The organism is Tundrisphaera macrotermitis, from assembly GCF_051175315.1.
Lineage (GTDB): Bacteria > Planctomycetota > Planctomycetia > Isosphaerales > Isosphaeraceae > Tundrisphaera.
On the sequence record NZ_CP195100.1, the window covers coordinates 4,669,368 to 4,683,142 of the forward strand.

At 71.1% G+C, this 13,775-nt stretch carries 14 protein-coding genes; 3 read left to right on the forward strand and 11 right to left on the reverse strand.

Annotated elements, in window-relative coordinates; translation table 11 throughout:
- Positions 1 to 36 precede the first annotated feature (36 nt).
- The 9 genes from TA3x_RS18875 to TA3x_RS18915 all read right to left on the reverse strand — a co-directional run bounded on the left by TA3x_RS18875 (position 37) and on the right by TA3x_RS18915 (position 7,130).
- A complete protein-coding gene (locus tag TA3x_RS18875) occupies positions 37 to 582 on the reverse strand; it encodes a pyruvoyl-dependent arginine decarboxylase (RefSeq protein ID WP_435016211.1) in 546 nt (181 codons plus the stop codon).
- 323 nt (positions 583 to 905) lie between these two features.
- Positions 906 to 2,150 carry an O-methyltransferase gene (locus TA3x_RS18880; protein ID WP_435016212.1) on the reverse strand — a complete coding sequence of 415 codons (1,245 nt, stop codon included), beginning with the start codon at positions 2,148 to 2,150 and terminating at the stop codon, positions 906 to 908.
- A 20-nt stretch (positions 2,151 to 2,170) separates the two neighbouring features.
- Positions 2,171 to 3,319, reverse strand: a complete 1,149-nt coding sequence (locus tag TA3x_RS18885; RefSeq protein ID WP_435016213.1) for a sialidase family protein — start codon at positions 3,317 to 3,319, stop codon at positions 2,171 to 2,173.
- 114 nt (positions 3,320 to 3,433) lie between these two features.
- The gene (locus TA3x_RS18890; protein WP_435016214.1) at positions 3,434 to 3,778 is read right to left on the reverse strand and encodes a hypothetical protein; all 345 of its coding nucleotides are present in this window, start codon (positions 3,776 to 3,778) and stop codon (positions 3,434 to 3,436) included.
- A gap of 159 nt (positions 3,779 to 3,937) precedes the next feature.
- Entirely contained in the window at positions 3,938 to 4,330 is a 393-nt protein-coding gene (locus TA3x_RS18895; protein ID WP_435016215.1) for a hypothetical protein, read from the reverse strand.
- 96 nt (positions 4,331 to 4,426) lie between these two features.
- Positions 4,427 to 4,816 carry a DnaB-like helicase N-terminal domain-containing protein gene (locus TA3x_RS18900; RefSeq protein WP_435016216.1) on the reverse strand — a complete coding sequence of 130 codons (390 nt, stop codon included), beginning with the start codon at positions 4,814 to 4,816 and terminating at the stop codon, positions 4,427 to 4,429.
- A gap of 161 nt (positions 4,817 to 4,977) precedes the next feature.
- Positions 4,978 to 5,313 carry a hypothetical protein gene (locus TA3x_RS18905; RefSeq protein WP_435016217.1) on the reverse strand — a complete coding sequence of 112 codons (336 nt, stop codon included), beginning with the start codon at positions 5,311 to 5,313 and terminating at the stop codon, positions 4,978 to 4,980.
- Between the two features lie 29 nt (positions 5,314 to 5,342).
- Positions 5,343 to 5,957: a hypothetical protein gene (locus TA3x_RS18910; RefSeq protein WP_435016218.1), complete on the reverse strand. Its 615-nt coding sequence runs from the start codon at positions 5,955 to 5,957 to the stop codon at positions 5,343 to 5,345.
- A gap of 450 nt (positions 5,958 to 6,407) precedes the next feature.
- Positions 6,408 to 7,130: a hypothetical protein gene (locus TA3x_RS18915; RefSeq protein ID WP_435016219.1), complete on the reverse strand. Its 723-nt coding sequence runs from the start codon at positions 7,128 to 7,130 to the stop codon at positions 6,408 to 6,410.
- Between the two features lie 222 nt (positions 7,131 to 7,352).
- On the opposite strand from TA3x_RS18915, the gene TA3x_RS18920 reads away from it, so the two are divergent.
- The 3 genes from TA3x_RS18920 to TA3x_RS18930 are packed head-to-tail and all read left to right on the forward strand — an operon-like array spanning position 7,353 to position 12,000.
- Positions 7,353 to 8,912, forward strand: a complete 1,560-nt coding sequence (locus tag TA3x_RS18920; protein ID WP_435016220.1) for a UxaA family hydrolase — start codon at positions 7,353 to 7,355, stop codon at positions 8,910 to 8,912.
- Positions 8,888 to 11,002 (forward strand): ArnT family glycosyltransferase, encoded by a 2,115-nt coding sequence (locus TA3x_RS18925; RefSeq protein ID WP_435016221.1) that lies wholly within the window; start codon positions 8,888 to 8,890, stop codon positions 11,000 to 11,002. The genes TA3x_RS18920 and TA3x_RS18925 overlap by 25 nt, the downstream gene beginning before the upstream one ends.
- Complete coding sequence (locus tag TA3x_RS18930; protein ID WP_435016222.1) at positions 10,999 to 12,000, forward strand: NAD-dependent epimerase/dehydratase family protein; 1,002 nt, start codon at positions 10,999 to 11,001, stop codon at positions 11,998 to 12,000. Before TA3x_RS18925 ends, TA3x_RS18930 begins: the two co-directional genes overlap by 4 nt.
- A gap of 35 nt (positions 12,001 to 12,035) precedes the next feature.
- Here TA3x_RS18930 and TA3x_RS18935 read toward each other — a convergent pair whose 3' ends face one another.
- Complete coding sequence (locus TA3x_RS18935; protein WP_435016223.1) at positions 12,036 to 12,488, reverse strand: carboxypeptidase-like regulatory domain-containing protein; 453 nt, start codon at positions 12,486 to 12,488, stop codon at positions 12,036 to 12,038.
- 88 nt (positions 12,489 to 12,576) lie between these two features.
- Positions 12,577 to 13,596 (reverse strand): DUF1559 domain-containing protein, encoded by a 1,020-nt coding sequence (locus tag TA3x_RS18940; RefSeq protein WP_435016224.1) that lies wholly within the window; start codon positions 13,594 to 13,596, stop codon positions 12,577 to 12,579.
- Positions 13,597 to 13,775 lie beyond the last annotated feature (179 nt).

The following is a 13,775-nucleotide window of genomic DNA, read 5'->3' on the forward strand; positions in this document are numbered from 1 at the left end:
GGTGCGGCATCGCGGTTCTCTTCTCTTTCTCTTCGCTTACGGGAGGAGGACCGCGGCGGCGATCACGGTGGTCCAGAGCCCATCCTTGTTGCCGATGGCCGTCTGGGTGACTTCCTTGGTCTGGAAGATCACGTCGGCGATCCGCCAGATCTCGCGCTTCTCGTCCCACGAGCTGTTGGGGTTGAACTCGACCCCCAGCACCGTGGCGAGCATCTCGGCGGCGAGGTCCTCGGCGTAGTCGGCGGCGACCTTGGCGGTCTGGCCGTAGGCGTGGTGCTCGGACAGGTAGCCGAAGGTGCTCTTGTCGCGGGGCTTGGCCACGCCGACGCTGGCCGCGATCAGGCGGTTGGGCTCGGCGGTGGCGCACTCGCTGATCACGACGTGGACGATCTGGCCGGGCGACAGCTGCGGCAGGCCCTGCTCGATCGGGATGTCCTCGCAGTTGGGCGGGTAGATGCTCGACACCCGGACCAGGTTGTAGCACGCGATGCCGGCGTCGCGCAGGGCCATCTCGAAGCTGGTGAGCTTCTCGCGGTGGACGCCCACGCCTTTGGTGAAGAAGAGCTGTTTCGGTACGTACATCGGCTTCGCTGTCACCTCCCCGACCGATCGCCCCGGCACCCGGGCCGACCGGCGAACTCCACCCTGAACACCCGCGCCTCGTCCCCGCCCGCCCGTCGGTCGCGCCCGGGACCCCAAATGAAGCCGCCCGGCCGCGTCGGGGCCGGGCTGATCCGGGGCTCGCTCGTCGATCGGCCATGCGTCGGGACCGACGGTCCCGCCCGGCACGACTCGCCCCCGGGTCTGGCTATCATATCCAATCGACCACCCCAAGAAAAGTGCCGCGTCCTCGATCCCGGGAGGGTTCATCCATCCTTCACGAATGAGCGGGCGACTCGCCCCGTTCAGCCGGGCAGGCGGACGATGGCGAGGCTCTCCACGACCTCGTCGGGCCCGCCGGGGAACCGGGCGTCCACGGCCGCCTTGACCCGGAAGGTGTCGCGGTCGAAGTAGTCGTGGAAGGCGACGAGGCCGCCGGGGGCGACCACGCGGGAGACCAGGTCGATGTAGCGATGGGTCTCGGCCTCGTCGTGCCAGCCGTCCACGAAGGCGAAGTCGAAGGCCCCGTCGCGGAGGACCGGGCCGACCTCCTGGGCCCGGCCGACGTGGGGGATGACCTGGTCGCGGACGCCGTGGCGGTCGAGGTTGGCCAGGAAGGTGGCCAGGGTGTCCTTGAAGCCCGCGTGGGGGTCGCCGCGGTGCCAGTCGATCGCGTGGACGACCCGCGCGGTCGCCGCCATCGCGATCGTGGAGCGGCCGGCCTGGCTGCCGATCTCCAGGACGGCGCGGCCGGCGGCCAGATCGGCGAGCCTGCGGCATTCGGCCGGCGTGACGGCGCCGGGGATCTCGTCGAGCGCGACCGACTCCCGCCAGGCGCCGGGGGCGACCCGGTGGTTGCCCGCCCAGTGCTTGACGTGGTGGCGCTCGGCATACCAGGACGGGGGGCGGTGGCGGGGGTCCTGGACGCTGGTCTCCATGCCGATGTTCTGGCACCGGGAGAGTTCCGGGTGGACCTCGACCCGGCCCCGGGCGGCGATCCCGCCGAGCCGGCAATGGATGTCCCAGCCCGGGTCGGCGCAGTCGTCGGCGATCGGGGGCAAGGATTCCCAGCGGTCGCGCCACATCCCCGCCCCCCAGGGGTGGAACCAGGGCCGGCGGCCGACCGCGTGGTGGCGGTCGGGGGGGCAGGGGCCCGGGCGCTGGTGGTAGGCGGTGGCGGAGAAGACCGCAGCGTCGTCGCGGTAGCGGTCGCGGGCCCAGCGGTGGAAGTCCAGGCCGTCGCGGGCGTAGACGATGTCCTCCTCGCAGATCGCCACGTAGTCGGCCAGCTCGAACCCCCTGCGCCACGCCCTTCGGATGTTGGCGTGGGCCCCCAGCCGGGCCGGGTTGAACCAGGGCCGGCACTCGGCGAAGTCGATCCCCTCCACCAGCGCCCAGATCGCGTCGATCTGGCCGGGGACCGGGTCGACGCACGGGACGATGATCGCGTCGCCGACCCCGTCGCACGCCCGGAGCCCGTCGATGGCCCGTCGGGCGTACTTCGGGCGGGCGGCCAGGGTGAGGATCACCACCAGAGGGTCGGCGGGCATCGGGGGGCCTCCCTCCCGGATCAGCGGGCGGGCGCCGGGCCCGGTTCGAGCACCTGGCAGGCGATCCCGGAGGGGCCGCCCGGGCTCTCCCAGGCGGCGACCACCGGGCCGACCCCGCCGGGGCCGGAGACGACCACCGGGTCGTTGGCCCGCTCGGCCAGGGGGACCGGGTCCGGGGCCGACGGGAGCAGGGCCAGGAGCATGCCGGGGCGGCGGTCGAGCCACACCGAGACCGGGCCGGACGGGCCGGCGGCGGTCCAGGCCTGGACGCCGGGGCCGAGCGGGCGCTCGGGCTCGCCGGGCGAGGCGGTGAAGACCGACCCGGCCCGCATCCAGGCCGAGGCGATCCGGCCCGAGGCGTCGAAGGCGATCGACCCGCCGTCCATCGGGCAGGCGTTGTGCTTCCAGGCGCGATGGCCCAGCTTCTCGGCCGGGGCGAAGGTCCGCCCGCCGTCGGCCGAGCGGGCGTAGTAGAGGTCGCGGTCGCCGCCGAGGTTGTTCCGCCACATCACCGCCAGCGACCCGTCGGGGCCGAACGCGGCCGAGGGGTGGCAGCAGGTGCAGACCGCCCCGTCGGGCGAGCGGTAGACTCGGGCGTCGGGCTCCCAGGTCCGGCCGCCGTCGGCCGACCGGGCCCCGTAGATCTCCATCGCCCCGGAGCGGAGGTCGAGCCAGGTGCAGAAGACCCGGCCGTCGGGGGCGGCGGCCATCCCGTGCAGCCCCTCGCGGGCGGCGCCGTCGACCCGGCTCACCCGGGTCGGCCCCGACCAGTTCCGGCCGCCGTCGGCCGACCGCCAGGCCACGAGGTCGCCGTCCTTCCCCTTGCCCTGGGACCCGACGATGGCCGTGACCACGACCACCCCGTCGCCGGCCGCCGCGACCCGGGGCCCGCGCCTCATCCCCAACGCCAGCGTCCCGGCCGAGCCGACCGTGGTGGTCGCGAACGTCTTGCCGCCGTCCCTCGACGCCGCGCACCGGACCAGGTCATCGCGGCCGAAGGCGACGTAGATCGTCCCCTTCGCATCCACGGCCACCTGCGGCTGCCTCGCCCCCTTGTCCTCCCCCTCGGCCGCCGTCACCCCGACCGGCCCCCCGGCCCGCGCGCCCGGCGCGATCGCCGCCATCAGGCCGGAGCCAAGGAGCACCCATCGGATCATCGTGCGTCGCATCGTCGGTCCCCCAGGAACGGCCCGGTCCAGTTCGAGGTCGCATCATAACCCGGCCGGGCCGGGGTGGCATCGGCCCACCCCGAGGGGCTCCCCTGCCACATGGCCCGACTCCCGTCAGGATGATGGACGGTCCCTCATGCCCATCATGCCGGGTGCGAGGGGTTTCGGCACGCGGAGCAGGGCGACCAGCCCGGCCGCCGCCGTGAGGGCCGTCACTGCACCGAGGAACTGGAAGGGGAGGATGATCCTCGTCGGGCTCGTCTCGTTGTGGCGATGGGTCCGGTAGACCACCTCGATGAGTTTCCGGTCCCGCAGCTCGTCCGGACCCAGGATCGCATCGACGCTCCCCGCCTGGTAGGCCGGGATCAGGGCGGGGGAGAACAGGAGGCCGACCACATTCAAGGCCAGCACGACGATCAACGAAAGCTGCACTCGATCCCGGGCCTTGCGATCGGTCATGGCGTCGTCGTCCTCTCGCGATGGTCGTGATTCGGGCCGGATGCCCGTGGCTGTCGGCCGGGGCGCAGTTCGAATGGGCATCGCCTTTCGGTGTCGGGACTTGAAGGTGGTCGGTGCCCCCACGCCGACAACGCATCCTTGCTTCGGGCCGCGTCGGGCTCAATGGGGCTTCCAGCCGTGATCGACATCATCGACGACGATCCGGGCCGGCATGACGTCGAAGAGGACTTTCCCGATACGAATCTGGAACCTGCCCGGCAGGATCGTCGGGTCGAAGAACTCGACCTCGCACCCCGGGACGTCCAGGCGCTCCGAGCGGAGGACCGCGACCCGAGGGGTCTCGATGGGGATGTCGATGGGGAACTCCGGGGAGACGAGTCCCCGGTCGGGTTGGCTGAACTGGACGACCGCCCGGCCGTCGGCGTTCCGCAGCATCATTTGATACGGCTCGCCCTGGATCGATTCGACCACGATCCGGGCGACGAACACGAATCCGGCGCAGCACCCGAACAGGCCGATGAAGAGCAGGAGAATCGCCTTTTGCCGTGGCATGGATGCGATGTCCGATTGTTTCGAGGGGCTGGTTCGATGGGCACCGCCCGCCGGGTTCGGGACTCGACCCTGGATCGTCGCGGATGGGCCGGGTTGTCAGCCCTCGCGGGCGGGCCCGCGGGCTCGTTCGTGGCAGGACATGATGTCGCGCTCGATCCTCTTGGACCGGATGATGTCGGCATAGGATTGCCCGTTGGCCGCATGCGGGACGCTCCCCGAAATCCGATCGAATTGCTTCGTCAGGTCTTCGATGTCGGCGGCCCCAGTCCGCATCGATTCGGCGACGAACGCCGCCCGATCGACCGGCCGGCCCGAGCCGGCGAGCGTCCGGATCATCCGGTAGACTTGCCGATATTGCTCGACGTAAAAGTCATCGTCGTCGAGGGCGGGGAAGATCTCCGCCAGCAACCGGTCGTCCAGCAACAGGCAGCCGAGGAAGGCCTGCTCGGCCTCCGTGTTGTGGGCGGGATGATCCTCGAGGGCCATGACGATCTCCTCTCTCGGGGCCATCCTGTCGGGGATGGGCCGGTGGGGTGGTGCCTTCCAACGGGATCGGGAGATGTACGTGGTCGGGGTGTTGCTCAACGGTTCGCTTTTCATGGGGCGCGGGATGGTTCTCCCGTGGTTGGGCGTGGCCCGGCCCTACGTCATGGCGTGCTGCGGCGACGCCGCAGGAGTCCATCGCAAGCCGCCTTCGTGGCGTAGAGCGCGACGAGCAGGCAGGCTCCGTCCAGGATCAGGGCCAATCCTTCCATGCCGGTGGGATGGAACGTCATGCCGCGAGTCGGGCAGATCATGAAAGGGGCGAGGGGCCAACCGCGATAGAACATCGCTTTCGTGATCGGGTCCAACCCTTCGGGGGCGTCCACGTTCAAATCGGCCTGCCATCCGGGATCCCGGAGATTCGCCCAGAGCCAGGCCCCCGTCAGCAGGGTCAGGAGGATGGCCGTGGTCGGCCTCGTCGCGATCCGGGGGAGTCGCATGGCGTGGCCTTTCAGATCCCGTTGCGGATTTACACGTTCCAGGAAAACCAGGAGAACGGGATGGTGGCCATCCAGTACCATCCGAGGGCACGACCCAGCCGGTCGATCCCGTTCGGCTTCGGCTTCCATCGCCCGCTCGCCGCCTGGACGATCCAGGTCGCCGCGACCGCACAGCCGACCATCGATGGGATGAGCGGCGGTTCCTTCCGGAAATCGTACACAAACCAATCGCCAATCCATCCTTCCGTGTCGGTGTCGTAGTCCAGGGGTCCCAACCAGGCGTAACGGAAACCGAACGACGCGGCGAAGTTGGCCAGTTGGATGGCCAGGACGACCACCGTCGCGAGGGCCGCCGTCATGCCCGGCTGGCGGGTGACGACCCCGAATCTTGGCCGAGGCTGGCGGATCCCCAGCCATAGGACGGCCAACGACCAGGCCGCGGGGAAGAAGGAGATCGAGAACAGGAGATCCCTGAAGACGAACATGGTATCGGGAAAGGGGAATCGATAGGCGTCCCCTCCCGGCTTGAAGAACTCGAAGTAGAAGGCCCAGGAATGGCGTGTCGCGCCCAGCGCCGCCGCCGTGGCCGCGACGAGGATGATGGCGTCGGAAATGGTGATCCGTCGATGGGAAGATTTGCGCAATGGATCAGCATCCGATGAAAACGTCCACTGTCGCGGTTTCGAAGACTGTCGGAGAACTCCAGTTGATATGAGCCGCCCAACCTCGTCAACGGCCGAGGCGACGGATCGACCGGCAAGGGTGTGCCCTTGATTTTGGCCTTTGGTTCGGCGGTCCTGGGTGGCTGTGGTTGGCTTGCCAACCACGGCGCCGGTGACGCGATCGCGGGGTGATGGCCATCGCGGCACCGGGCCAGGGATCATCGACGCCGGCCATCGATCGCCGGGCGGGCACGTCGGCGCCGTGGTTGGCAAGCCAACCACAGCCACCCGGAGGCCAGAATGCGAAATCGAAAGGCTCACCCGACCGGCAACGGATGGGTGACCGGCCCGGGGTGCGTGCGGGGTCTCGGGCCGGCGGATGATGCCGGGGATGGCGGCGGGGTGACCCCGAGATCCGGTCGGGATGGTCGGTCAGCGGGCCCGGCCGATCGTGATCGGGATGTCGCAATGGTCGGGCAGGGCGGCCGGGCGGGCCTTCGGGGGCGTCGGGCGGGGCAGGGCGGGGGCCGGCGTCGTCAGGGCGGAGGGGGCGATCGGCCGCGAGGGGGCGGGGAAAATCGAAGCCAATTCGGCCGGCGGGGCCGACGCCTCGGCGGGCATCGGCGCGACGGCGGGGGCCTCCTCGGCGTCCCGCAGGGACTCGGCCCGCATCCGCCGCAACTCCTTGAGGCACCGATGGAAGCCGCGTTCCGAGGCGGCCTCATACTTGCGGGCCAGGATCGCCTCCTTCGAGGCGTCGAACAACGCCCGGTTGGCCGCCTCGTTGCGGAGCGTCCGGGCGTTGTCGACGTAGCGGTCCGACGAGGCCATGAAGGCTTCCTTCGCCTCGCGGACGTGGGTGGACAGCGCGGCGGATTCCTGCACGACCGCGCGGTCCATGCGGACGACGTGCACCGCCATCCGGCGGACCAGGGCCTCGCCCACCTCCCCCTCGGGCTTGAGTTCGGCGCGGAAGGCGTCGGCGAGGCGTTCGACCTCGGCGGCGTCCTCCTTGGGCAGGACGACCCCGGCGCCGGTCATGCCGTGCTTCAGGCTGTTGGCCCGCGAGCGGGCCTTCCCCTCCTCGGAGGCCGGCCCGGTGCTCTTGAGGGCGTTCTTGCGGTTGGCCTCGATCTGCGCGGGGGTGGCGGGCATCGGCGTCGTCCTGGTGCGATGGGGGCGGGATCGGATGGAGGCCTCGCCGGACATATTCAGGATCGAGGGAGGGGCTTCAGCATAGTTTTTCCTCGGGTCGGCAAATTTTGTTCCAAAACGATCCGGGGAAGGTCGGTTGCACGAGGGGGCCGGCTCCTTCTCAGGGGAGGGGGGGCGTCGTAAGATGGGGCCGGGGCGAGAGGCTGGCCGGGGGGATTGGGCATGGCGACGGCGGGCGACCAGAAGCGGGCGATCGTGTTGCGCGACGGGGACGACGTCGCGGTCGCCGCGCGGCCGATGCCGGCGGGGTTCGCGTTCGACGGGGGGGCCGGGCCGGTCGTCGTCCGCGAGCCGATCGCGGCGGGGCACAAGGTGGCCATCCGCGACGTGGCCCCGGGCGAGCCGGTGCGGAAGTACGGCCAGGTGATCGGCTTCGCCGCCCGGGCGATCGCGGCCGGGGAGTGGGTCCACGTCCACAACCTGGGGGCCGACGCCTTCCGGCGCGACCACGCCTTCGGGTCGGAGCCCGTGGCCGCGCCCCCCGAGGTCGCGCCCCGGACCTTCATGGGCTACCTCCGCCCCGACGGGAGGGTGGGGACGCGGAACTACGTCGCGGTGGTGAGCACGGTGAACTGCTCGGCCAGCACGTCGCGGGCGATCTCGGATCGGTTCCGCGACGGGGCGTGGCGCGAGGAGTTCCCCAACGTCGACGGCGTGTTCGCGATCACCCACAAGGGGGGCTGCGGCATCCCCACCGGCGGTTCCGACCACCTCGGCCTGGAGCGGGTGCTGGCGGGGTTCGCCAACCACCCCAACGTGGCCGCGTGCGTGGTGGTCGGGCTGGGGTGCGAGGTGAGCCAGGCCGGGGCGTTCGTGGAGTCGAGCGACCTCCGGATGCGCGGGCAGGAGAAGGAGAAGGCGCCCGGCCGACCCCGGGTGCTGACGATCCAGGATCAGGGGGGGATCGCCCGCACCGTCGAGGCCGCCGTGGAGGCCGTCCGCGCCCTGTTGCCGGAGGCCAACCGCTGCGTCCGCACCGAGCAGCCGGCGTCCAAGCTGTGCGTGGCCCTGGAGTGCGGCGGTTCGGACGGCAACTCGGGCGTCACCGCCAACCCGGCCCTGGGGTTCGCCGCCGACCTCGTGGTCGCCTCGGGCGGGACGGCCGTGCTGGGGGAGACCACCGAGATCTACGGCGCCGAGCACCTGCTCACCCGCCGCGCCGTGAGTCCGGAGGTCGGGGAGAAGCTCGTCGAGCGGATCAGGTGGTGGGAGTGGTACGCCAACGTCTTCGGCGGCGACCTGAACAACAACCCGTCGCCGGGCAACAAGGCGGGCGGGCTGACCACCATCTATGAGAAGTCGCTGGGGGCGCTGGCCAAGGCGGGGTCAAGCCCCCTGGTGGACGTGGTGGGCTTCGCCGAGTCGATCCGCCGGCCGGGGCTGTTCTTCATGGACACGCCGGGGTTCGACCCGGTCTGCACGACGGGGCTGGTGGCGTCCGGGGCCAACGTCCTGGTCTTCACCACCGGCCGGGGCAGCGTGCTGGGGCTGAAGCCGACCCCGTGCATCAAGCTGGCGACCAACACCCCGATGTATGAGCGGATGATCGACGACATGGACATGGACGCCGGGACGATCCTGGACGGCGAGTCCGTGGAGGCCGTGGGCCGGCGGCTGTTCGACCTGATCCTGGACGTGGCCGACGGCCGGCGGACCCGGAGCGAGGCGGCCGGCATCGGCGAGGAGGAGTTCGCCCCGTGGTTCATCGGCCCCCTGCTGTGATGCGCGACCACCGCCGGGCGACCTGGATTGCCATCGCCATCATCGCCGCGCTGGAACTGGCCTGGCTCGGCTGGTTCCTCCACGAGCCGCTGCCCAACGCGGCGAACGTGGGCGGGCGCAACGCCACCCGGGCCAACATCCTGTGGCGGGCGTTCCCCGGGGTCGTGCCGGGGGTCCGCCTGCGCGAGTCCTACCTCGGGCTGGCCCTCGACGAACTGGGCCACGTCGAGAACCTGCCCCAGAGGGTGCCGATCCTGCTGGTGGCCGGGCTGATCGGCGCGGCGGCCGTGGCGGCGGGCGGGCTGATCCTCCGCGGTTTGCGGCTCCGGGCGAAGCTCGACGGCTGGGAGCGCCTGGCCCTGGCCTACGGGCTGGGCACGACCACCCTGGGATGCGTCACCTTGATCGCCGGGCGGTGGGGGCTGCTCCACCCCATCTCGGCGTGGGCGGGGCTGGTCGCCGTGATCGCGGCGGGGGTGGCGGTCCGGCTGCGCGAGGGGTTCAAGGCGGGGCCGATGGCCCGGCCGCGGATCGGGCCGGCGCTGGGGATGGCGGCCGTCGTGGGGCCGTTCCTGGCGCTCATGGCGCTGGCGGCGATGCTGCCGACGATCGACTTCGACGCGATCGAGTACCACCTCCAGGGGCCCAAGGAGTATTACCAGGCCGGGCGGATCCGCTTCCTGCCGCACAACGTCTATACGTCGATGCCGTTCGGGATCGAGATGCTCCACCTTCTGGGGATGGAGGTCTTCGACGACTGGTGGCGGGGGGCCCTGGCCGGGCAACTCATGATCGCGGCGTTCGCGCCGGCCTCGGCGATCCTGATCTACGCGACGGCGAGTCGGCTGGGGTCGCCCCGGGCGGGGTGGGTGGCGGCGGTCGCCTACCTGACGGCGCCCTGGGTCTATCGCCTGGCGGTGCTGCCCTACGTCGAGGGGCCGTTGTGCTTCTTCCACGCCGCGCTGGCCTGGGCGGTCGCCCGGTCGTGGGACGATCGCGAGGACGGGGCGGATGCGCGGTGGGGCTGGCTGCTCGGCCTCCTGGCGGGCGGGGCGATGGCGATCAAGTATCCGGCCCTCCTGTCGGCGGTCGCCCCGTTCGGCCTGGCGGCGCTGGCTCGGTCGTGGCGGGACCGCTCGCCCCGGTTCGCCCTCCGGTTCGCGGCGGGGACGGCGATCGTGATGGCCCCTTGGCTGATCAAGAACGTGGTCGACACCGGCAACCCGGTCTACCCGCTGGGCTACGGCGTGTTCGGCGGGTCGCACTGGGACCCCGCCGCCGACGCCAAGTGGCGGGCCGTGCACGGGCCGAGGCCGATCGTCGCGGCCGAGTTCTTCCGATCGATCGTGGACGTGGCGGGGCGGTCGGACTGGCAGACGCCGTTGTTCGCGGCCCTGGCCCCTCTGGCGTTCCTCCGCCGGGACCGGTGGCGGGGGGCGGGCTGGTTGGCGGCGTATGCGGCCTACCTGTTCCTGTCGTGGTGGTTGCTGACCCACCGGCTCGACCGGTTCTGGCTGCCCATGCTGCCGGCGCTGGCGGTGCTGGCCGGGTTGGGGGCGGACTGGACCCGGGGCCGGATCTGGACGGCCGGGCTCGCCGCGCTCCTGTCCGTGGCGATCGTGGCCAACCTGGCCTACACCTCGACCGCCCTGGCCGGGCTGAACGAGTGGACCGGCGACCTCCAGACGCTCCGCCGCACCGTGCCCGAGATGACCAATCCCGGCCTGGCGGAACTCGACGCCCGCCTGCCGCCGGGGGCGAAGCCGTTGCTGGTGGGGCAGGCGGCGGTGTTCCACTTCAATCGGCCGGTGGTCTACAACACGGTATTCGACGACGAGACCATCGAGACGCTGGCCAAGGGCAAGACGCCCGAGGAGGTCCGGCGGGGCCTGGAACGCCTGGGCGTGACCCACGTCTACGTGGACTGGTCGGAGATCGGGCGCTACCGGTCGCCGGGCAACTACGGGTTCACCCCGTTCGTCACGCCCGAACTGTTCGCCGGGCTGGTCCGGGCCGGGGTGCTCGGGCCGCCGAGCCCGGTCGGCGGGCCGAAGCACGAACTGTACGAAGTGAGGAAGGGGACGCCTTGAGCATCGACGTGGTGACCGGGGGCGCCGGGTTCATCGGAGGCCACCTGGTCGATCTGCTGCACGCCCGGGGTCGGGCCGTTCGGGTGGTGGAACGTCCGGGGGCCGAGGCGGGGCACCTGCCCGCCGGGGTCGAGGTGGTCCGGGCCGACATCCGCGACCGCGACGCGACCCGCCGGGCCATGCAGGGGGCGACGCGGGTCTACCACCTGGCGGCCAACCCCAACCTGTGGGCCCGGGATCGGGGGGAATTCGACGCGGTTAACCACCGAGGTACGCTGCACGTCCTGGACGCTGCCCTGGACGCCGGTGCTGAGCGGATCCTCCACGTCAGCACGGAGAGCATCCTGACCCGGGCCCGGTCGACCGGGCCGATCGCCGAGGATGTGAAGATCACCCTGGCCGACGCGGTCGGCCCGTATTGCCGGTCCAAGCTCCGGGCCGAGGACGAGGCGATGGCCCGCGCCCGGGCCGGGGCGCCGGTCGTCGTGGTCAACCCCACCATGCCGGTCGGCCCCGGGGATCGCGGGGTCTCCCCGCCCACCCGGCTGATCCGGGACTTCTGCCTGGGCAGGCTCCCGGCGCGGATGGATTGCACCCTGAACCTGATCGACGTCCGCGACGCCGCCGACGGCATGGTCCGGGCCATGGAACGGGGCGAGCCCGGCCGCCGCTACATCCTCGGGGGCGAGAATCTCACCCTGCTCGGCATCCTGCAAATCCTCTCCGGCCTCTCCGGCGTGCCGGTCCCGCGCTGGAGCGTGCCCTACCCGGTGGGGCTGGCCGTGGCGGTGGCCAGCGAGTTCTGGGCCGACCGCGTCTCCGGCAAGCCCCCCAAGGCCACGATCACCGGGGTCCGGCTCACCCGGCGGACGATGCACTTCGACGCCCGCAACAGCCTGGAGGCCCTGGGCCTCTCGCCCCGCCCCGTCCGCGAATCGCTGGCCGACGCGGTGGCCTGGCTCCGCGCGGCCGGGATGCTGGATCGGCCGGGTTCCTAGCCGGCGGCCCCCGCGAAGGGGGGCCGCCCGTCGGGTCAGGGCTTGGCCGCCTTGCCCTTCACTTCGAAGTCGAAGACGTTGGCTTCGGCCTTGACCTCGGCCTGGAACTCGCCGCCGGGCCTGCCCTCCTTGGCCGCCTGCTTGAGCGGGTCGATCCCGAGCGACGCCAGGGCCATCCGGCGCTGCTCTTCGTCCTCATACTGCCCGCCCTCGGGGGCGTTGGGGGTGACCACGACCCGGTACTTGCCGGCCGAGAGGCCGGATTTCTCCGAGGTGATGGCGTAGTTCCCCTCCGCGTCGGTCGCGCCGACGCCGGCGGTGATGGCCGCGTTGTCGGGCTCCGGGACGAACGCGACGTTCGCATCGGGGTATGGCTTGCCGTTGAACGTGATCGTCCCCTTGACCGGGTAGAAGGGCACGCTGCCGCCGCCGCAGCCGGCCGACGACAGGGCCAGGAGGCCGACGAGGGCCGTCCGAATCGCAATCATGGGGCATCTCATCGGGTTCGAGTCGGGTGGGGGACGGCCCCCGCGCATGGGGCGAGGGCCGTCGTGCGAATGGCCTGGGGTCGGCGGGTCAGAAGGCGTCGGCGCTGACGATCTCGCCGCCGGAGATGGTGTTGATCGACCACCAGGTGGACGGGTTGATCGTGTCCTTGATGAACCGGACGCTGCCGTCGCCGAACAGCATGTTCATGCCGCCGGGGTGCTTGCTGCCCATGGTCCAGGCGTAGGGGAGCTTCCGGGTGTTGGCGGCGTTGGTGTACTTGCCGTTGGGCAGGTACTGGGGATAGGACGCGTTGGTCGGGGGGAGGGCCATGCCATGCACGGAGGTGTGGGTGCCGGTGCCCCACCAGGTGCCCCAGTTGTCGCTGTAGGTCCTCTGGAACGACTCGCCGACGCAGGTGGTGTTGCTGGAGCCGTCCTGGATGTCCTTCAGGCCCGTCGAGAGGTCGGAGAAGAACATCGCCCGGATGGCGCTGTTGGGGGCCCCCGCCGTCGCGGCGCAGTTGGAGTCCGAGTACTGGCCGACGCAGAACTTGTAGTTGCTCCGGCGGCCGTTGAACCGCCAGTTCGCCCCGGCGGTGTTCACGGTGTCCACCGGCATCTCCTCGTCGGAGGGGCACTGGAAGGTGGCGATCTTCGACCCGCAGACGGTGGTGTTGGCCATGGCCGAGCCGATCAGCACGTTGTTGACGGTGTTGTTGGCGTTGACCGATTCCGACGACGGCAGGCTGAAGTTGTAGGCGTTGGCCATCGCCGTCTGCTCCATCTGCGCCAGGATCATCGCGAAGCCGGTGGTGTTGAGCACCCGGCCGGGGCCGACGGCGTTGATCGTGGTGCAGCTGCCCGTCAGCAGCCGGGGCGGCGGGAAGGCGCCGTTGATGTCGTGGTAATTGTGCAGGGCGATGCCCATCTGCTTCATGTTGTTGGTGCACTGGGCCCGGCGGCCGGCCTCGCGCGCCGCCTGGACGGCGGGCAGCAGCAGTGCGATCAGCACCGCGATGATCGCGATGACCACCAGGAGTTCGATCAGGGTGAAGCCGCGGGGGCGAGGGCGGCGGGCGAGGCCCGGGGCGGGGGCGTGGACCGACATGGAGGATCTCTCGGGATGGAGGACCGGCAGAAAATGAGGAGGGGCCATCCGGGAGAGTGATGGCGGGCCATCCGGGAGAGGGATGGCGGCGGGTTGCCGGAAGCAGGTTATACCGGCGAGGGGAGGGCAGTGCGAGCGTTTTATGCCGAACTTGTCGCGGGGGGGGGTAAGATTTAAGC